At 66.9% G+C, this 19,313-nt stretch carries 14 protein-coding genes; 7 read left to right on the top strand and 7 right to left on the bottom strand.

Annotation, left to right across the window (positions count from 1 at the left end):
• Nucleotides 1–66: 66 nt before the first annotated feature.
• Together K8R92_10015 and K8R92_10010 are read right to left on the bottom strand one after the other, a co-directional pair.
• Complete coding sequence (locus K8R92_10015; GenBank protein ID MCE9620231.1) at nt 67–1,302, bottom strand: hypothetical protein; 1,236 nt, start codon at nt 1,300–1,302, stop codon at nt 67–69.
• 38 nt (nt 1,303–1,340) lie between these two features.
• A complete protein-coding gene (locus K8R92_10010; GenBank protein MCE9620230.1) occupies nt 1,341–1,988 on the bottom strand; it encodes a DUF4442 domain-containing protein in 648 nt (215 codons plus the stop codon).
• Nucleotides 1,989–2,098: 110 nt separating this feature from the next.
• Between K8R92_10010 and K8R92_10005 the strand changes: the two genes are divergently transcribed.
• Genes K8R92_10005 through ligA form a run of 3 tightly spaced genes read left to right on the top strand, consistent with a single transcriptional unit; the run spans nt 2,099 to nt 5,293 of the window.
• Nucleotides 2,099–2,923, top strand: a complete 825-nt coding sequence (locus tag K8R92_10005) for a sugar phosphate isomerase/epimerase (protein MCE9620229.1) — start codon at nt 2,099–2,101, stop codon at nt 2,921–2,923.
• 12 nt (nt 2,924–2,935) lie between these two features.
• Nucleotides 2,936–3,220, top strand: coding sequence for a zinc ribbon domain-containing protein (locus K8R92_10000; protein ID MCE9620228.1), 285 nt, complete (start codon nt 2,936–2,938; stop codon nt 3,218–3,220).
• Nucleotides 3,221–3,232: 12 nt separating this feature from the next.
• Nucleotides 3,233–5,293, top strand: coding sequence for an NAD-dependent DNA ligase LigA (ligA, locus tag K8R92_09995; GenBank protein MCE9620227.1), 2,061 nt, complete (start codon nt 3,233–3,235; stop codon nt 5,291–5,293).
• Nucleotides 5,294–5,311: 18 nt separating this feature from the next.
• Here the strand turns inward: ligA and K8R92_09990 are convergent, their stop codons facing one another.
• The gene (locus tag K8R92_09990) at nt 5,312–5,863 is read right to left on the bottom strand and encodes a peptidylprolyl isomerase (GenBank protein ID MCE9620226.1); all 552 of its coding nucleotides are present in this window, start codon (nt 5,861–5,863) and stop codon (nt 5,312–5,314) included.
• Here K8R92_09990 and K8R92_09985 point away from each other — a divergent pair.
• Nucleotides 5,847–6,254 (top strand): hypothetical protein, encoded by a 408-nt coding sequence (locus K8R92_09985; protein ID MCE9620225.1) that lies wholly within the window; start codon nt 5,847–5,849, stop codon nt 6,252–6,254. The genes K8R92_09990 and K8R92_09985 overlap by 17 nt on opposite strands.
• A gap of 57 nt (nt 6,255–6,311) precedes the next feature.
• A complete protein-coding gene (gene ccsA, locus K8R92_09980; protein ID MCE9620224.1) occupies nt 6,312–10,412 on the top strand; it encodes a cytochrome c biogenesis protein CcsA in 4,101 nt (1,366 codons plus the stop codon).
• A 1-nt stretch (nt 10,413) separates the two neighbouring features.
• Here ccsA and K8R92_09975 read toward each other — a convergent pair whose 3' ends face one another.
• Entirely contained in the window at nt 10,414–12,747 is a 2,334-nt protein-coding gene (locus K8R92_09975; protein ID MCE9620223.1) for a VCBS repeat-containing protein, read from the bottom strand.
• A 90-nt stretch (nt 12,748–12,837) separates the two neighbouring features.
• On the opposite strand from K8R92_09975, the gene K8R92_09970 reads away from it, so the two are divergent.
• On the top strand, nt 12,838–13,821 hold the full coding sequence (locus tag K8R92_09970) for a trypsin-like peptidase domain-containing protein (protein ID MCE9620222.1): 984 nt from the start codon (nt 12,838–12,840) through the stop codon (nt 13,819–13,821).
• 43 nt (nt 13,822–13,864) lie between these two features.
• Complete coding sequence (locus K8R92_09965) at nt 13,865–15,688, top strand: hypothetical protein (protein ID MCE9620221.1); 1,824 nt, start codon at nt 13,865–13,867, stop codon at nt 15,686–15,688.
• Here K8R92_09965 and K8R92_09960 read toward each other — a convergent pair.
• Genes K8R92_09960 through pheT form a run of 3 tightly spaced genes read right to left on the bottom strand, consistent with a single transcriptional unit; the run spans nt 15,651 to nt 19,263 of the window.
• Nucleotides 15,651–16,583 (bottom strand): alpha/beta fold hydrolase, encoded by a 933-nt coding sequence (locus K8R92_09960; protein MCE9620220.1) that lies wholly within the window; start codon nt 16,581–16,583, stop codon nt 15,651–15,653. The genes K8R92_09965 and K8R92_09960 overlap by 38 nt on opposite strands.
• 2 nt (nt 16,584–16,585) lie before the next feature.
• A complete protein-coding gene (locus K8R92_09955; GenBank protein MCE9620219.1) occupies nt 16,586–17,215 on the bottom strand; it encodes a cyclodeaminase/cyclohydrolase family protein in 630 nt (209 codons plus the stop codon).
• Complete coding sequence (gene pheT, locus K8R92_09950; protein ID MCE9620218.1) at nt 17,212–19,263, bottom strand: phenylalanine--tRNA ligase subunit beta; 2,052 nt, start codon at nt 19,261–19,263, stop codon at nt 17,212–17,214. The genes K8R92_09955 and pheT overlap by 4 nt, the downstream gene beginning before the upstream one ends.
• Between the last annotated feature and the right edge of the window lie 50 nt (nt 19,264–19,313).

Below are 19,313 nucleotides of genomic sequence, written 5' to 3'. Positions count from 1 at the left end.
CAGGTTCAAACCCAACAATCGTCCAAAGATCGCAGGTCGTTGAGTCGGTTGTCGCAATATTCGCACTCAGGCCGTGGAACGCCCCTGATCTTCGGCAATTTCAGGCTCTTTGATCGAATTGTCGCTTTGCCAGAGGGCCGCCGCCAGAATCACCCCGAGCGCGATCAGCAGAAAGGAGGTTCTCGCCCCCACCATGCCCCGCTCCGCCGCGATGGCGGCGACGAAGATGGCCGGCCAGGCGACCAGGCCCGGGACGCGCCGCAGCTTCAGCAGCAGCCACGCCGGAAAGAGCACGCCGTAGAAACCCAGCCATCTCAGATAGGAGGCCTCGCCCGGGCCGCTCAATGGAGCGCCGGGCGCCAGCAGCTCGCTCGCGGGCATCATCGCTGGGACATCCACGGTGATGGCGGTCAAAAGGTCCAGCACGAAACGGCCCAGCGCCATGCCGACCACGGGCAGGGCCAGCACCGACACGAAGCCCATCAAGCTCGGTCGGCCCGCGAATCGCGGCAGCCAGGCAGGCGCCGTCGCCCAGCCGCGCTTCGCTCCGGGGCTGGTCACGGCGACCATGGCGCACATGGTGAAGGTGGTCTGCATGACAATTTGCGCTGCGACCGGCCAGGCCAGCGAGGCGAGACCGGTGGCGGCGTCGAAGGTGGACGCGGCGAAGAGAAGTTGCGCCGCGAATGCCACTCCAAAGACCGCGAAGCAGTGGCGGCTCGGGCTCTGCTGCAGCGCGCGGTGGAAGGTCGGATCCAGGGCCGGACAAAGCAGGAATCCAAAGGCCATGAAGGGCGCGGCCCACGCCAGCGAGATCGGCGCCAGCGTTCCAGCGACGGGAGGATCGCCCAGCGACCCTGAGCCCGACATCGCGAAGAGCGTGAAGCTGGCAAGCGTGCAGAGTGTTCCGGCGATGATCCAGAAGCGGCTGCTTCCCGGAATCATGAGGAAGACCAGTGGAAGAAGTCGGCAGAGGTCCGGCCAGTTCATCGTGGCGTTGAGCGCGCCGTTCATGCCCAGCTTGCGGTCCGCCCACGAACCGAACCAGGATTGGTAGGCGATGGTGATCCAGGCGAACCAGCGGATCGACGGGGCGAAGCGAGCGACGAACTGGCGGCTGGATTCGGGTGTGAAGAGGTATCCGAAGGCGACGCATCCCAGAATGTTCGGCACCGCGAAGGCGAGGAAGCCCGGCCATCCCCACCATCGCAGCAGAAGGATCGGCAGGAACATTCCAATGCACCAGGTCCAGCTGCTGGCGAGATAGAAACCCCATCCCGCCACCTCGAGGGATCGTCGCATGCGCCGCATAATGCCCGCAACACGCGGCGCTGTCGAGTTCAGTTGTCGGCGGCGGCGTCGGCCTCGGAGAGCTTCTTCGATTTGCGCAGGGCCCGGGCCTTGGCCGCGGCCTTTGGCGTGCAATGGAAGATGATCCGACAGCGGCCGACCCGCTTGTCGCCGCGCTTCTTGCCCATCTGCTGGTGAATGTTGATGTCGAGGTCGATGTTGAACTCGCCGCCGGCCTTAACCAGTTCGTCGATGTCCTGCTCGGCGGCGATGTCGTAGAGTGCCGGGCCGACGCAGGGGCGCAGGAAGCGGTACTCCATCTTCTTGCAGACCACGAAGTAGTCGCTGCCGACCTTGCCGAAGAGGAAGAGTCCCGCCGCCACCTCGCTGTTGCCCAGCAGCGCCGCGCCCGCCATGGCGTTGTACCAGTTGCGGTTGCCGCGGCTGAAAGGAAGCAGTGCGGTGAAGCGGTTGGAATCGACGCGCCGCATGGTGATGCCCGAGCGGAAGGCGTAGGGCAGCCAGATCAGGCTGCACACCTTCTGCCAGAACCAGTTGCGGGTGCTCAGCCGGCTGATGAAGGCCTCGGCGCGCTCGCTCAGGGTCTTCTTGGCGACGGCCGGCTCGATCGGCGCTGTCCGAGCGACAGTCGTCGATTCCACCTTGGTGATCCGGGATTCCGCGGGGGCACTGCTCACGAGGCCATCTTAGGGGCAGTTGAAGCCCGCTTCTAGGGGCGAAGCCGCGTGCATGGTGACGCCGCGGTGTTCGCGGACGCTCGGAACAAGGTTCGATAGGCTTTGAGGCGATGCCGAAGCGCCAACTCGCCGTCTGCTCCTGGAGCCTGCGTCCGAAAGATCCCGGTGAATTGCTCGCCCGGCTGAGATTGGCCGGGATGGACCGCGTGCAATTGGCGCTGGTTCCACTGGTGGCGCAGCCGGATCTCTGGGGCGGCGCGATTGAATTGCTTCGCGGCGAGGGCATCGAAATCGAAAGCGGCATGCTGGCGATGATCGGCGAGGATTACTCGTCGATTGCGCGCATCCGCGAAACCGGCGGCGTGCGCTGCGATCAGCATTGGTCCGCCAACCGCGAGCGCGCCGGCCTGGTCGCCGACCTCGCGCGGAAACACGGCATCGCATTAGTCACCTTTCACGCGGGCTTCCTGCCCGAGGACACCGGCGATCCGCTGCGCGCCGTGATGCTCGAGCGCCTCCGCGAGATCATCGATCTCTTCGCCAAGCACGGCGTCCAGGTCGCCTTCGAGAGCGGCCAGGAAAAGTCGGCCACTTTGGAGCGGGCCTTGGAGGATCTGCAGAGGCCCGAGACGGGGGTGAACTTCGATCCGGCCAACATGCTGCTCTACGGACTCGAGGATCCGCTGCCGGCTTTTCGCCGCCTGCGCGAGCGCGTGCGCCAGGTGCACGCCAAGGACGCCATCGCCAGCGGTCAGTCCGAAGTCTGGGGCCGCGAAACCGCGGTCGGCGCAGGGCAGGTGCCGTGGAAGCTCTTCATGGAGCTGGTCGCAGCCCTGCCCAGGGAGGTCGCGGTGGTGATCGAGCGCGAAGGCGGAGAGCGCCGGGTGGAGGAAATTGCGGCTGCAAAAAAATTCCTTGAACCTATGCTTTCGTGAAGAGATTGCCCGATGCCCACCTATGTCTACGAAGTGGTCAAGCCTGGAGGAGAAGCCGGAGAACGCTTTGAAGTGTTCCAGCGGCTGAGCGATCCCGCGCTCACGGCGCATCCGGAAACCGGCGAACCGGTGCGCCGCGCGATCGTGCTGCCGCAGGTGCAGACCATGTCGGACAAGGGCCGCTACTCCAAGTCGAACCTGGAGCGGCTTGGCTTCTCCCGATTCGAGAAGCGGGGCGACGGCCACTACGAGAAGACCGCCGGGCAGGGGCCGGACGCGATCTCGGCGGATGACTAGGACTTCGCGCCCATGAAGCCATCGACGACGCCCGCCAAACGCGCCAAGGAATTGACGGAGCTCCTGGAGCGGGCGAACGAGTCCTACTACACGCACGCGGCCCCCTTCATGAGCGACCGGGAGTTCGACGATCTGCTCGCCGAATTGGCGGCCATCGAGAAGGCGCATCCGGAGCTGGCCGATCCCAACGGTCCTGCGTCGCGGGTGGGCGGCGCGCCGAGCAAGGGCTTCCAGAGCGCGGCGCACCGCGTGCCGATGCAGTCGGTCGACAACACCTACGACCTTGACTCCTTCCGAGAGTGGTATGCGCGCTGCGAAGCGACGCTGGGCGAGGCGCCGGTCGTAGTTGCGGATCCGAAGATCGACGGCGTGGCGATCTCGCTGCGCTACGAGTCGGGGCTGCTGGTCCAGGCCGTGACCCGCGGAGATGGCGCCACCGGCGACGATGTCACCGGCAACATCCGCGCGATCCGCAGCGTGCCGCTGCGGCTGAAGGGCACCGCTCCGCGGGTTCTGGAAGTGCGCGGCGAAATCTACATTCCGCTCACCGTCTTTGAACGCGTGAACGAGCAGCGCGAAAAAGATGGCGAGCCGCTGTTCGTCAATGCGCGAAACTCCGCAGCGGGAACACTCAAGAGCCTGGATCCCGCAGTGGTTCGCTCGCGCGGCCTGCGTTTCACCATGCATGGAATCGGCGAAGTCGATCCGATGAAGGAAGGCTGCTACTGGGACATGCTCGCGCACTCCAGGACATGGGGCATTCCAACCAGCGATCGAAGCGTGCGCTGCAAGGATTGCAAGTCGGCCTGCGCCGCGATCGAGCAATTCGACGCCGATCGCCATCAACTGGACTTTGGCGTCGATGGCATGGTGGTCAAGATCGACTCCTTCGCCATGCGCGGGAAACTGGGCTCGACCAGCAAGTCGCCGCGCTGGGCGATCGCCTACAAGTATCCCGCCGAGCGCAAGCCGACCACGCTGGTCCACATCGAGTGGCAGGTGGGCAAGGGGGGCACGCTCACGCCGCGGGCCACCATGGAGCCCGTCTTCGTGGGCGGCACCACCGTGCGCCATGCCACGCTGCACAACATCGAGGAGATCTGGCGCAAGGACATCCGCGTGGGCGACCGGGTGGTGATCGAAAAGGCCGGCGAGATCATCCCGCAGGTGGTCGAGGTGGATCTTTCCGCGCGAAAGAGGAGCAGCGCCAAGGTGGTCGCACCCGTGGAATGCCCCAGTTGCGGCAGCGAGCTGGAGAAGGAGGGGCCGAAAATTTTCTGCCGCAATCCGGCGTGCCAGGCGCAGTTCCGCGAGCGCGTGAAGTGGTTCGTCGGCCGCGACCAGATGGACATCGAGGGGCTGGGCGAGAAGGTGGTCGACCAACTCGTCGACGCGGGGCTGGTGAAGCGCTTCGCCGATCTCTTCAAGCTGGACGCGGCCAAGCTCGCCAACATCACCAGCGAAGCGACGACGGCCACAGGGACGCAGACGCGCAAGATCGGCCAGAAGACCGCGGAATCCATCGTGGCCTCGGCGGAGCAAGCGAAGAAGCGGGGTCTGGCCCGCGTGCTGGCGTCGCTGGGCCTGCGCCACATCGGCACCGCGGCGGCCAAGACTCTGGCCCGCGCCTATCCCGACGCGGACGCGCTGCTGAAGGCGACCCGCGAGGAGCTCGAGGCGCTGGAGGACTTTGGCGAGATCACCGCGGCGAGCCTGGAAAGCGATCTGCGCCGCAAGGATGTCCGCAAGATGCTCAAGGACCTCGAGAGCGTCGGCGTGGACCTGAAGAGTCCGCTGCACGGGGCGAAGTCAGTGGCGGGGGGCGACTCGCCCTTCGCGGGGAAGACGATCGTGCTCACCGGCACGCTGGAGAACTTCGAGCGCTCAGAGTTGACCGAGCAGCTCGAGTCGCTCGGTGCCAAGGTGACCGGTTCGGTCTCCAAGAAGACCGACTTTGTCATCGCCGGCAGCGACGCCGGCAGCAAACTGGAGAAGGCGCGGACGCTGGGCGTGCCGGTCTGGGACGAAAAGCAACTGGTCTCCGCGCTGGAACGGGCGAAGTCGCAGCGATGAATTGCCGCGATTTTGCGCTTACTTCTTGATGTCAGGCTTGGCGGCCAGCTGTTTCATCGAGATGATCTGCACGATGTCCACCGGAACATCCTTCGAAGGAATCGCACCTTGCGGCGTGTTGAGCGGCTTGCGGGTGGTCGGCACCACCTCGATCGCCTTGACCACATCCTGGCCGTCGATGACCTGCCCGAAGACCGCGTAGCCGGGGCGGCCGCTCTTGGAATTGAGGGCGGGATTGTCGACGGTGTTGATGTAGAACTGGCTGGTCGCGGAGTTGGGATCGTTGGTGCGGGCCATGGCGATCGAGAACTTGCTGTTGCTCAGGCCGTTGCCGCCCTCATTCTTGATCGGGGCGTTGGTCGGCTTCTGGGTCAGGTCGGTGGTGAAGCCGCCGCCCTGGATCATGAAGTCGCGCATGACCCGGTGGAAGACCGTGCCGCTGTAGTAGCCGGAGTTCACATAGTTGAGGAAGTTCTCGACGCTCGCGGGAGCATTCTTGTGGTCGAGCTCGATCACGACGTTGCCCTTGCTGGTCTCCATCACGACGTACATCTTGTCGGCCATGGGCATCGGCGCCGTGGCGGGGGCGGCCGGCGCGGGAGCCGTCGCGGTGGCAGGCTTGGGAGCCGCAGGAGCGGTCGGTGCCGAAGGCATGGGCTTGGTCGGTGCGGCCGCGGGCGCGGGAGTTGTGCTCGCAGCGGTCGAAGCGCTGGTGGAAGCGGCCGGAGCGCTCGCAGCGGTTGCCGCGCCCGGGGTCGACGCGCTGGAAGTCGAAGCAGGAGTCGAGGTGCTCGTCGCCGGCGCGGCGGTCGCCGCCGGGGTTGCCTCTTCGTGCGGCGTGACCGTTGTTTCCGTCGTGGACTTGCAGGCGCTGATCCAGGTGGCGGCGGACAAAAGACCAACAACGACGGCGGTTCGGATGGATGGATTCATGGTGTTCCTCATGGGGCGCGTATCGTAACCATTTCTTTTCGCGTGGCCGGGTCCGCCTTCCCCTCGTAGGATTGCGGCCCCGCCCATGAAGCTCCTTCGCTCGATCTCCGACCTCTTTTCAAATGTGAAGCTGGGGATCACGCTGCTGGTGACGCTCTTCGTCTACATGACCGTGGGCAGCGCCGGCATTGTCTATCCGGTCCACCCCAATCTCTTCCACCCCGACGCCTGGCGGCACGCCATGCTCCGGCAGTGGCGGCCCTTCGAGATGACGGAGTTTGAGTGGTTCCATTGGTGGCCCTTCACCACGCTGCTGGGGCTGATCGCCGCCAACATCGCCTGGACCACGCTGCGGCGCATTCCGCTGCGGCCGGTCAACTTCGGCGTGTGGACGATTCACACCGGCATCCTGACCGTGATCGCGGGAAGCGTCTGGTACTTCTCCACCAAGGTCGAAGGCGACGCGCCGGTGTCGCGGCGCGAGGTGGTCCTTGAGATCGCTTCGAGCGACGGCGCGGGCAAAGGCGCCGGCCGGCTGCTGGCTTCGCCCGGCAATCAGACGCGGATCCAGGCCGGCGGCGAAGTGTGGAGCGTGCAGGTGGCGTCGATCGATCCCTCCTGGGAGATCCGCACCGGAAGCGCCGCGGGCGAACATGCCTACAGCATCATGCTCGCGGTTGAGGGGCCGCGGCAGAAATTCATTCGCCAGGTGATCGCGGGGCATCCGGAATTGTCGGAGGACATTCTGTTCACCGGGGATGCGCAGAAGCCCATCGAGCGGGCCATGAAGGCCAAAGGCGTGCCGATCATCGAGCCTCTGCTCGTGGCTCGCGTGGAGTACGCGGGGCAGCGCTGGTTCTATTTGAAGAATGACCTGGTGAAGTCGTGGGCCCTTTATGTGCGCCGTCCCGGCGATCTCGCCTGGAGCATGCGGCCAATCGAGGGCCTGCCCTTCTACAACGACTCGATCTCCGAGCGCGGCCAGGCGATCTCGACCAGCGGCGATGAGCCGGTGTTTCCGATTGACGTGGCGATTCCCGCCGTCGCCGCGGACGATCCTTTTCGCGACACAGATTTTTTCGCCACCGGCTACCTGCGCTATGCCGTGGAGCGCAGCCGCCTTGGCCGCGGCGCGCCCAACAGCCCGCTGAATCCGGCCCTTCGCGTGCGGATCGAGCGCTCCACCGGCGCCTCGCGCGACTTCACGCTCTCCGCCTTCGACTCACGCGGCCGCGTCTCCGATGGCGACCTCATCCGGTTCCGCTTCGTCTCGTCGGCGCCGGAGCTGGCGCAGCGCACCCGCGACTCGGTGATTCAATTCACGCTGGAGGGCGCGGGCGAATTCGCCGTGTCGCTGACCACTCCCCCCGGCGCCGACGGATTCATTCCGATCGGGCCCGCCGGGCGCGGCTACGCACTGCGGATCTCGGCGGTCCAGGATGACATCGTGCTCTCGGGGGGCGAGGTGAGCGTGGCCATCGTCGACCTGCGCACGCCGCACGGCGAGTTCCGCCGCTGGATCTTCGATGATCCGGCGCTCAATCGCGACATGAAGGCCGGCGACAATCCCGATCCCAAATCCGCGCCGGTGAGCATGGCTCCCGAGCTGGTGGCGCGCTACGTGCCGGGCATCGGCCACTATCCCATCACGCTGATCGCGGGCCCCGATCCGGCGCAGCTCACGGTGGCGCTGGCCATCGGCGAGAAGCCCGAGATCCGCCCGCTCGCGATCGGCGAGTCCGTTGCCGTGGGCGAGGGGACGGCGATGCGCGTCATGGAGTACTTCCCCCGCGCCGTCGAAGAGTCGCTGCCGCTGATCGTGCCGGAGAATCAGCGAGCCAAGGAGACCGGTGAGCGACTGGCCATGGCGCGGATCGGCACCAGCAACGGCGAGTCCAAGTGGATCCGCTACAACGACTATGCCTTCGACCGGCCCGAAGATGTGCTGCGAAGGCAGGCCTTCCAGCCGGCGCGGATCCGCCTGGCCGATGGGCGCGAGGCGGAAGTCTTGTTTTCGCGCCGCCGCCTGCCGCTGCCTTGCCCGGTCGCGCTGGAGACTTTCACGCTGACGGCGAATCTTGGCGGCTTCACCGGCGAGACCGCGACGATCCGCGACTACACCAGCCAGTTGCGCTTCGGCGAGCCCGACGGATCATGGAGCGAGCCCCAGGCGGTGAGCGTGAACCAGCCCGTCGAGCGCAGCGGACTCTGGTTCTTCCAGGCGCAGTGGGATCCCCCCGACGCGGGCGAGGAGGGTGTGCCCGCCAGCGCCGGACTGAACTTCACGGTGCTGGGCGTGGGCTCGCGCCAGGGCGTCTGGCTGCAACTGGCGGGAGCCATCCTGGCAGCGCTGGGCATGTGCTACGCCTTCTATGTGAAGCCGGTGATCAAGCGCCGGTCGCTGGAGAAGTCCAAGAGCGCAGCGCAGAGCCGGCTGCATCCGACGACGGCCATGACCAGCGCAATGTTGCTGCTCGTCGCGCTCTTCATACCCGGCAGGGCGCAGGCGCAGCCACCCGCGCCGAACTCCGCAAGCGCCAGCATCACGGTGCGCGAGAGCGGGCTCGCGCCGCAGGGTTCCAGTGGAAATGACTTCGCCCGCGAGGTCGACCTGGCCCCGCTCGAGACGCTGGCCATCATGAACGAGGGTCGCATCAAGAGCCTGGGCAGCTTTGCCTTCAGCTACATGCAGGATGTCTCGGGCGGCCGAAGAATCGGTGGGCAAACCCCGCTCTTCACGCTGCTGGACCTGGCCCTGCGGCCCGATGCCTACGCCGACGCCGACGTGATCCGCGTGAAGAACGCCGAGGTCCGCGCCCGGATCGCCGAGGCCCTGCGGATGGCGGATCCCGCGCTGGCGGATCGGATGCGCGGCTTCCAATCCCACGGAATGATCGCGCGATCGCTGCTCTGGTCCGACGACGAACAGAATTGGATCGAGCCGGTCGCGCCGACCATGCGCCAACTTTCCGGCGACCTGATCCGCACCGCCAAGCAGGTCGACCAGCTGCGCGGTGCGATCGCGCTTTTGCAGCCGGAGCAGATCCTGCCGCGCCTGCGCGCGGTGCCGCCCGGCGCGGGTCCGGGGCAAAGTCCGGCGCCCGAACTCTGGCTGCCGCTGGATGACGCCGGCGGCGCGGCGGGGGAGCAATGGTTGAAGTTGCAGGAGGCGTGGCGCCTGGGGGACGCCTCCGCCGCGAGCCGCGCGGCGAGGGATCTCGCCTCGGCCGTGGCGGCGATCGATCCGGCGGCCTACCCGTCGACGGAGCGATTGTGGTGGGAGAGCTGGTACTTCCGCACCGGTCAAATGACCTGGACCTGGTTTTTCTTCTTCGCCAGCGTCGCCTTCCTGCTGCTGGGCGCCACCTGGAAGTGGCCGGTGGCAAGGCGCATCGGTCTGGTGATCTTCGTGGTCGCCTTTGCGCTCCAGAGCGCGGCCTTGCTGCTGCGCTGGTACATCAGCGGGCGCTGGCCCAACTCAAACATGTTCGAGGCGGTGACCACCTCGGCGTGGTTCGGCTCCTGCCTGGCCCTGGTGGCGGAGATCCTCTTCCGGCGCACGGCGGTGCGCGGGCTCTTCGCGCTGGGCGCCGCGGTGGCGAGCATGACGGCGCTGATGGCCTGCGCCCTGCTGCCGGCGCAGCTCAACCCCGCGATCTCCAACATGATGCCGGTTCTCCACGACATCTGGCTCTACATCCACACGAATGTGGTCATCTTCAGCTACGCGCTGATTTTCATGGCCGCGGTCTCGGCGGCGCTCTACCTGGCGTGGCGGATCGGCGGCGGGCCGCCCTCGCACGCGCGCATCGGCGGCGCCGGCGAGATGATGATGCTCAGCGCCGACGGCGTGCCCGCCGACGCGATGCCGGCCTCGCGCGTGGGCGAAGTCCTGGACGGCGTCACCATGACGCTGATGGAGCTTTCTTTCGTGATGCTCTGGTCGGGCATCGCCATGGGTGCCATCTGGGCCGACCACAGCTGGGGCCGACCCTGGGGCTGGGATCCCAAGGAAGTCTTCGCCCTCAATACCTTCGTGGTTTTCGCGGTGCTCATCCACACCCGCTGGCGCAGCAAGGACAAGGGACTCTGGACCGCGGTGCTGGCTCTAATCGGCGCCGGGGTGATGCTCTTCAACTGGATCGTGATCAACTTCGTGATCACCGGGCTGCACAGCTACGCCTGAGTCATTTTTTTGCCGACGCGCCTTCGGGCTTGGTCTGCTGTGGATAGATCAGCACGCGGTCGTGGGCCAGCAGGATCAGGTCGTCCTTGCCGTCGCCGGTGACATCGGCCACCACCCCCATGTTGGGCTCGAACTCCTTGGGCTCGCCGCCGGAGAACATCTTGCTCTCGAAAACCTCGAAAGCCGTCCCATAGTGGACCTTGCCGGACTGGCTGAAGGTCAGGATCTCCGCCATCTGGTCGGAGGCGTCCAGCGCGGTGACATCCAGAAACCCGTCGCCATTGATGTCGCCGACCACCAGCTCATGCTCGACGCGGCGCGGCTCGTCGCTCTTCCATGAGGCGACCTCCTCCAGGCGCCAGCGCTCGCCCTGCAGGCGCACCACCGCGAAGCTGCTGTCGCCGATCACCAGGACCACGTCGTTGTCATCGCCGCCCAGCGGGCCGGCGAAGATCTGATTGAACTTGAAGCCCGGCACCTCGATGGCCTCGCTCTGCTTCCATTCCTTCTTGTCGTTCTTGGAGAAGACCACCAGCCGGCCATTCTCGCGGTCGCCGGCCACGATCTTGTCTCCCATCAGCGCGATGCAGGTGAGCTTGGCGTCGGAGGCCTCGGCATTGATCTGCTTGACCACCTGCCAGCCCGGGCTCGTGCCCGCAGGCGGCGCGGGGTTGTAGGTCAGGGCCCGCACATAATTGCGGTCGGCCACCAGCAGCTCGCTCTTGCCGTCGCCCAGCAGGTCCAGGGCCGCGGTGTTGCGTCCGTTGGCGGCCTGCACCAGTCCGAACTGCCCCATGTCCTTGCTCTCGAAAACCTTGAGCTCGGCCTTGCCATCCTTGTCCATGACGTCGCGCACCATGATCATGGGCTTGTCGGGGGTGAAGACCAGCAGGTCGGTGTGGCCGTCGTGGTCGGCGTCCACGCTCAGGATGGTCTCGGGCCCGCGGCTGAGCGTGCCCAGGCTCACGCTGCGGTGGTTCTTGGGATCCATCGACTGGTCGCCCGTCACCGGGATCAGCTGCAGCGTGTAGTTGCGGCCATCCTTGGTGACCACGGCGAGCGTGGCGGCGCCGTTGAAGTCGACCAGGTTCATGGTGACCGGCGAGCTGCCCGCGGGGAGGGGAATCGCCTTGGGAAAGCTGATGCCATCGGTGCCCGCGTCGGAGCGGCCGACGATGCCTTCCTTTTCGGAGAGCAGGAAGACCAGCGCCCGCTGATCGCCTTTGGCGGATTGCGCCGCGATCGAATCGAGGTCGGAGAGCGCCGGGAACTTCTCCGGCGTCTCGAAGCCCTTGCCCGGCTTCTGGCGATAGAGCATGACCGCGTTCTCGCCGGTGTTGGTGGCCAGCAGGTCCAGGCGCCCGTCGCCGTCGATGTCGGCCACGGCAAAGTTCCGCTTCTTGTTCTGCGGGTCGTTGAAGGTGACGGTCTGAATGCTCGCCTCGCGGTCGCCGGCGCGCTTGATCGCCGACTTCGCCAGTTTGCTGAAGACGATGCGCTTGCTGGGTTTCTCGATGACGGCCAGCTGCGCCTGCTTGTCGCCGGGCAGGTGCAGGCACTCCGCCTCGCGCAGCGGCGGCATCTCGAAGCGGTTCTGCGGACCGATCACCAGCTTGTCGCCATCGACGCTGGTGAGCCAGATCCGGATCGGGCTGGAGTCCTCGGGCACCACGCCCGCCAGGTCGGTGGTGCCGTTGCCGTCGAAGTCGTCGGCCATGATCGCCACGATGCTGCCCTCGCCGGCGCTGAGCTCCAGCGGCGTGCCCACCTGGTCGTTGTCCAGCGGCCAGACCGAGATCTTGCCGCCGGTGTTGGTGATCAGCTCGGGCTTGGCGTCGCCCATGACGTTGGCCAGCAGCAGGTTGTCGCGGTTGCCCACCAGATTCTTCACCGGCACCTTGTGCACGATCTCGAAGACGCCGGGCTTGCTCTGCTTCACGAAGGCGATCGTGCCGGGCTGCCCCGCGTAGATCAGGTCCATCTTTCCGTCGTGGTCGAAATCGGTGGGCAGGACCGCCAGGATCTCGTGCGGAACCGAGATGACCTCGCGGCGGAAGCGCCACAACTCGGGCAGCTCGTTGGAACCCGGGGTCGGCGGCTTCTCGTCGCCGGGCTTGGCATCGGCGCGCTGGTAGTAGAGCTCGATGCGGCTCTTGCGGTTGTTGACCACCACCAGGTCCTTGAGCCCGTCGCCGTTGAGGTCGACCGCGATCATCGGCCCGGCCTTGGCGTCGATCTTCTGCACCTCGAGCGGGTCGAAGCCGAAGTGCGCGGAGAGGTCCGAGGTCGGCGGCGAGGCGAGCAGGGCGGCGGCCAGGGCGGGGGCGGTCAGCATCGGGGATCTCCGTAAGTCGGCGGTCGAAAAAGTTTCACAGGCGGGAGCGTACGGCCACGGACGGCGCGGCGGACGGGCTATCATAAGCCCGTGCAAAAAAGAATGTCATCGTCGGCGCTCGGGACGTTGGTCAGCGCCATTTTGTTCGGCGCCGCGATCGGGCAAGTCCGGGCGGATGTGATCCACCTGCAGAGCGGCTCGACCATCGACGGGCAGATCGTCAAGCGCAGCGACAAGCGGGTCTGGATCGACATCGGGGCGGACGTGCTCTCCTTCGACATGGAGGATGTCGCCAAGATCGACTCGGCCGCCGCGGCAGCCCCGCTGAAGGTGGAGAAGGACGACCTCTTCCACACCGCGGTCAACGCGCCGACGCAGAGTCCCAAGGAGCACGCCAGGACACTCGGCCCTGCGGTGGTGAAGATCAGCACGCCCAGCGGGCTGGGCTCCGGCGTCATCATCGACAAGGACGGTCACGCCATCACCAACGCCCACGTGGTGCAGGGCGAGCAGAAGCTCAAGGCCACGGTCTGGTTTCCCCAGAGCGACGGCACGCTCAAGCGCGTCGACATCGACAAGGTGGAGCTGATCGCGGTGAACAACCACCTGGACCTGGCCCTGGTCAAGATTCCGCAGCCCAAGGATGGCGAGTTCACCTTCGCCCCGGTCCAGAAGGAGGAGCAGCTGGACATCGGCCAGGCGGTCTTCGCCATCGGCAATCCGCTGGGACTGGAGCGCACGCTCACCCAGGGCGTGATCAGCACCACGCAGCGCAGCTTCGACGGGCTCACCTACATCCAGACCGACTGCCCGATCAATCCCGGCAATTCCGGCGGCCCGCTTTTCAACACCCGCGGCGAGGTGATCGGCATCACCAACATGGGCATTCGCGGCGGCGAGTCGCTGGGCTTCGCGATTCCGGCCCGCTACGTGAAGGACTTCGTGCGCAACCGCGAGGCCTTCACCTACGACCGCAGCAATCCCAACTCCGGGCACAACTATCACGATGGCCCGACGCGCTCCGACTTCGGCACGGCGAGCGAGCTGCTCGACGCCTCCGGGGCCGCCAAGTAAGCCGGCGCCTTCGCATCCATCCACACGTTTTCAAGGGAGCCTCATGAACACGCCGCTCAAAAGTCTCGTCGCCTTGTGCGCGATGGCGCTTTCGCTCGCCGCCCGCGCCGCCGACGAGGCGAAGTTCGAGTCGATCGTGCCCGAGGACGCCTGGCTGGTGCTCAGCGCCGAGAACATCGCCGCCACCCGCGAGCGCTGGTCGGCCACGCCGCTGGGCCAGTGGTGGCAGAGCGAGTCGGTGCAGGCGATCGTGAAGGAAGAGATCGAGGCGTCGCGCAAGAGAATGACGGCGCGGCGGCAGGAGCTGGGCGTGGAGGAGGACGCATGGAGCTGGCCCGCCTCCTTCGGGATCGGCCTCTACGTGGTGCATGACGAGGATCTGGATGCCGACCTGCCGCACTTCATCCTGTGCGGCACCTGGAAGGACAACCCCGACAAGGTCGCCACCATCTTCGACGCGCTTTTCGTGGAGATGCAGAAGAAGGATGCCGGCGCGGTGACCAGCCTGGACATCCGCGGCAAGCCGGCGCGGGCGATCCGCATTGCCGAGGAGCACCCGACGCCGAAGAAGAAGGCGAAGTCACGCAAGCGCGGCGAGGGCAACGCTTTTGTTCCCGACGGCGCCTTCGACCACATCGAGACGATCTACTACGTGCGCGACGGCGAGCGCTTTCTTTTCGGCAGCGTGAAACAGGACTTGGACGAGGCCCTGGGCGTCTACGAAGGGACCTCGCGGAAATCCGTCGCCGAGAGCGCCGATTTCAAGAAGACCCTCGACAGCGTCGGCCGCAACGATGGCTGGATGGTGCTGCTGACCTCGTCGCTGCACAAGGTGGCCGGGGCCGGCGGCCCGCAGATGGCGCTGGTGCAGCCCTTCCTGCAGACGCTCTTCGGCGACGTGCACGGCTACGGCTTCTCGCTTTCCTCCGAGGCGCCGGGGGCGCAGTTCGAACTGCTTTCGAGCATCGTGATCGAAGGTGAGCGCATGGGATTGCTGGCGCTGCCCAATCCGGCCCGCGTCGCCGCGCCGCCGCCCGCCTTCGTCGCCGGCGGCGCCAGCGGTTACGGCACGGTCAATGTGCAGTTTCCCCTGATCATGAAGCTGGTCGAGTCGGTGGTGGCCTCGCTGCCCGAGGAGATGGCGGAGCCCTTCGACGCCACGCTGCAGCAATATGGGCCCGATCTCACCCGCGCCTTTGCCCGGCTCGGGCCCGACGTGCACATCATTCGCCGCGACGCGCCGGAGCTCAACCCGGCCAAGGACTCTTCGAGACGATCCGGGGCCGACAAAGAGGAATCGCTCTACGCCATACGCTGCGCCGACGAGCAGGCGGTCACCACGCTGCTGAATCTCTTCCTGCCGGAGGCGGGCTTCGAGTCGCGCGACTTCAACGGCAACACCATCTTCGACGAGAAGTCGCGCGAGGCCTGCTGCGGCTTCGGCGGCGGCTGGTTCTTCATGGGCAACTCCAGCTTCGTCGAGCAGTGCCTGCGCACCTCGGGCAAAGACGGGACGGGCACGCTGGCGGAGACCCCGGTCTGCCGGCAGGCGCTGGCGGATGTCGGCACCAAGCCCGTGCTCTGCTGGGGCTACCAGGACATCCTGATTCGCCTGGATTCCAACCGCAGGGAGAGCGCGAAGTCGACGGGCAAGGTTTCCGTGGGCGTGACCTCGGCTCCCGACGACTTCGAGCACCGCATGGCGACGCGGGCCGGACTGGACATTCCCAACGACCTGATCATCAAGCTCCTGCAATGCGATGCCAAACTCTGGAAGGAGGCGATGGGTCCCGGGGTCTACTCCGTGACGGAGGAATCCTCGCTGCTGCTCACGCGCGTCCGGCTGCTTCCGCCGACGGCGCCGTGATCGCATTCAGAAAGTCCCCGAGAGCCCGGTCGAATTTTTCCGGATCGCCCTGGCGCAGATCGTCGTGGCGCTGGTAGCGCAGAATGGAAAGCGTGCCGCGCGGCGAGGCTTGCGCGATGCGTCGTGCGTCGTCTGCGGGCGAGATCGGATCACCGTCACCGGCAAGCACCAGCAGCGGCGCCTTGAGCCGGGCGGCGTCGATCTCGAGCGGTCGATCCATGCGGCCCAGAAGTCGAAGCGTCAGGATGGCGATCTCCGAGAAGGGCTGTTGCGGGAGCTCCTTCAGCGCCAGGCGGCCGGGAATTGGCGAGCGCAGCGTGCGGTAGGGTGAAAAGGCGATCACTCCCGCGATCGGAAGACCCAGCGGCTCCGCCAGCAGCGCCACTCGCAGGGCGATGCCCGCCCCCATGGAATGGCCCGCAAGAATCAGCGGCCTTCCCGGCGACTGCCGCGAGATTTCCTGCAGCGCGTGCAGGACGCAGGCGGGCTCGTGGGCGCCGACGGATGAAAGCGCGGCGCGATGCTCCCCATGCGCCGGCAGGTCCAGCAGCACCAACTCCGAACAGGCGCCGAGAAAGGGGCCGACCCGTGCCAGCGAGTCCCAGCGCGAGCGGCCCCACCCATGGACCATGAGCAGGATCGGCGCCAGCGGATCGGCGGCGCGTCCCGCGATGCGCCAGGCGGGGCAGGGATGGCGCTGCCCCGAGGAGCACTCGATCTCGTCGAACTTCAAATCGAGATCCGCCGGATCCTTCGCTCGGCCGGTGGCCAGCGCCCACGCCAGCGCCTTGCGCTGCGGCCTGAGCGCCTGCAGCCCCGTCATCACGCCGCCCCACACGCAGAGGATGGCCAACGACGCCGCGAAGAGCACCAGGAGTCCCCACGGCTGCGGCATGGCTACTTCGCCTTCAACAGGTCGGAGATGGCGCAATCGATGGTGTCGGCGGCGCTGTGCACCGATGACATGGATTGGTTGAGCCGGCTTTCAGTCGCGGCGCGCTCCGCGCCGGCGGGAAGCTGCGGAAGATTGACGCGCACGTTCCACGCCGCCGCGTCAGCGGCCGCCTCTGCGAGCTTCGCCGCGATCGCCAGGTCGCTGGCAAGATTGGGATTGCTGCTGGCCACCAGGGGCTGGAGCGTTTTCAGAATGCCTTGCGACAAGGTCAGGATGGCCATCGGTGCCGCGATCGCTTCGCGCAGCGCGGCGGGCTCCTCCGCGGCGCGCTTCGGATCGCCCGCGGGCACTTTCATCAGCGCCGAGAGCGCGCCGTAGGCGGCGGCGTCGCGGTCGGCCAGGGCCAGGGCCTCGCGCTGGGCGTGGTGCAGCGCATGGTGCGCCGCCTTGTTGGCCTCCTCGAAGGCCGCGTACTTCGGCTTGCCCAGGGTGTAGGCCAGCACCATGCATCCCAGCGCCGCGGCGTTGCAGGCGGTGACCGCGGCCACGGCGCCTCCGCCGGGGACCGGCTGCTTGGAGGCCAGGTTGTCGGCGAATTCCTGCAGCGACAGCCGCGACATCGCCTCGCTCATGCGCGAAGCTCCGCGCCGAGCTCCGCTTGCAGCGTCTTTACCAGCGCCTGCACCTCGAGGTCGATCTCCTCGCGGCGCAGCGTGCGGGCGGCGTCGCGGAAGACCAGCCGCAGGGTCAGGCTCTTGCGATCCGCGCCCGTCTGCTTGCCCTTGTAGGTGCCGGTGAAGGAGAGCGACTCCAGATGCGCCGGACGCGAGCGCAGGATGACCCCCTCGACCTCGGCCCAGGTCTTCTCGTTTCCAAGAATGAGCGAGAGGTCGCGCTCCACCGAAGGCATCGAGGGCAGCGCCGCGGCGGGTCGCTCCGGCGGCCAGTGCTTCAGCAGGGACTCGAGGGCGACTTCGGCTGCGATCAGCGGCTTCTCCAGGCCGAAAGCCTGGCGGACCGCGGGCGTGAGGAATCCGATGCGGCCGATCACCGCGCCGTCAATAGAAATCTCGGCGGCGGGATGCATGACCGAGTCCGATGCCGTCGGCGCGAAGCGCGCGGGCTTGGCGGCGATCTCATGCGCCAGCCGCTCGATCACGCCGCGCAGCGATCGGTAGCCCTCTTCTTCCTTGGCGGCATCCGCAATCATGCCCAGCGAGACCGATTCGCGGTGCTCCTTGGCGGCGTTGAGATGGAAGATCGAGGCGATCTCGAAGAGGCGCAGGGAGTCGATGGCGCCGCGGTCCTCGTTGATCTTGCGGGTCGCGAGCAATCCCGGCAGCACGCTCGGGCGCAGGCAGGGGGTTCCTCCCGCGCGCTCGTCCTCGATGCGCAGCGCCGCCAGCGGCGGGTGCAGCATCGCGTTGGCCGAGGCGTCGGAGATCAGCGCGTGGGTCACGCACTCCACGAAGTCCATCCCCGCCAGCGTGTCGCGGAGGCGCTCGCCGGCCTCCATCTTTGCATCGGGCGCCGCGGTGCGAATCTGGATCGACTCGCCCGTGGGGACGCGCTCCAGTCCGATGAGCCGGATGACTTCCTCGATCAGGTCCACTTCGCGCTCGATGTCCATGCGCTGCGGCGGCACCGTGCACTCGAGCAGATCGCCCTTGGCCTTCGGGGCGAATCCCAGCGTCTGCAGCGTGCCGGTCATCTCCTCGTCGGCGATCTCGGCGCCCAGGATCCGGCGGCACCGGGCTTTTCGCATGGAGACAATTCGCGGCGGCGGCAGGGGCGCTCCGGCCTCGACCACTCCCGCGCAGAGTGTTCCGCCCGCGGTCTCCAGGATCAGCGCGGCCAGTCGCTCGGCGGCGGCGTCGATCGACGCCGGATGCACGCCGCGCTCGAAGCGCTTGCTGGAGTCGCTGGCGATGCGGTGGCGCCGGCTGCTGGCGCGGACCTGCGATGGGTTGAAGGTCGCGGCCTCCAGCACGATGTCGGTGGTCGACTCCTTCACGGCGCTGGCGGCGCCGCCCTTCACGCCGGCCATCGCGACGGCGTTCTTGGCGTCGGCAATCACCAGATCAGCGGGGGTGAGCTCGATCGGAGCCATCTGCTCGCCCAACGGAAGGAAGACTTCCTTGGCCCGCGCCCGGCGCACCCGGATCTCGGGCCCCGCGAGCGTGGCCAGGTCGAAGACATGGGTCGGCTGCCCCAGTTCCAGCAGCACGAAATTGGTGCAATCCACGATGTTGTTGCGCGGAATCTGCCCCGCGTCGCGCAGGCGCTCCTGCAGCCAGACGGGGCTCGGCCCCACCTTCACGCCGCGAATCACACGAGCCGTGTAGCGCGGGCAGCCTTCGTGCTCCTCATTGGTCACCTTGATGATTTTGGATGCCGGCTCGCCCGTCGCGGGTTTCGCGCCCGAAGCCTTTGAAGCGGAATGCGATGCCGGCGGCTTCAGCGAGCGCTTGGTCCGCGCCGCCAACTCGCGCGCCAGGCCGTAATGGCAGAGGCAGTCACCGCGATTGCTGGTGGTCTCGATCTCCTGCCAGATGGCACCGTCGGGCAGCGTCTCGCGGCCGTCGAAGTTCAGACCGACCGCCGTGAGCGCGTCGGCCTGCTCCTCGGCGGTGGCCGGTCGATCCAGGTAGTCGTTGATCCATCGCACGCTGGTCCGCATGAGGGGAAGAGTAGCGAAGGCGCCGCCGGCAGGGTGCGCCGAGGGGCGTG

It is taken from the genome of Planctomycetota bacterium (assembly GCA_021414025.1).
GTDB lineage: Bacteria > Planctomycetota > Phycisphaerae > Phycisphaerales > SM1A02 > SYAC01.
Note: the sequence above shows the minus strand (reverse complement) of the source record. Positions and strands in the feature narration are given on the sequence as shown.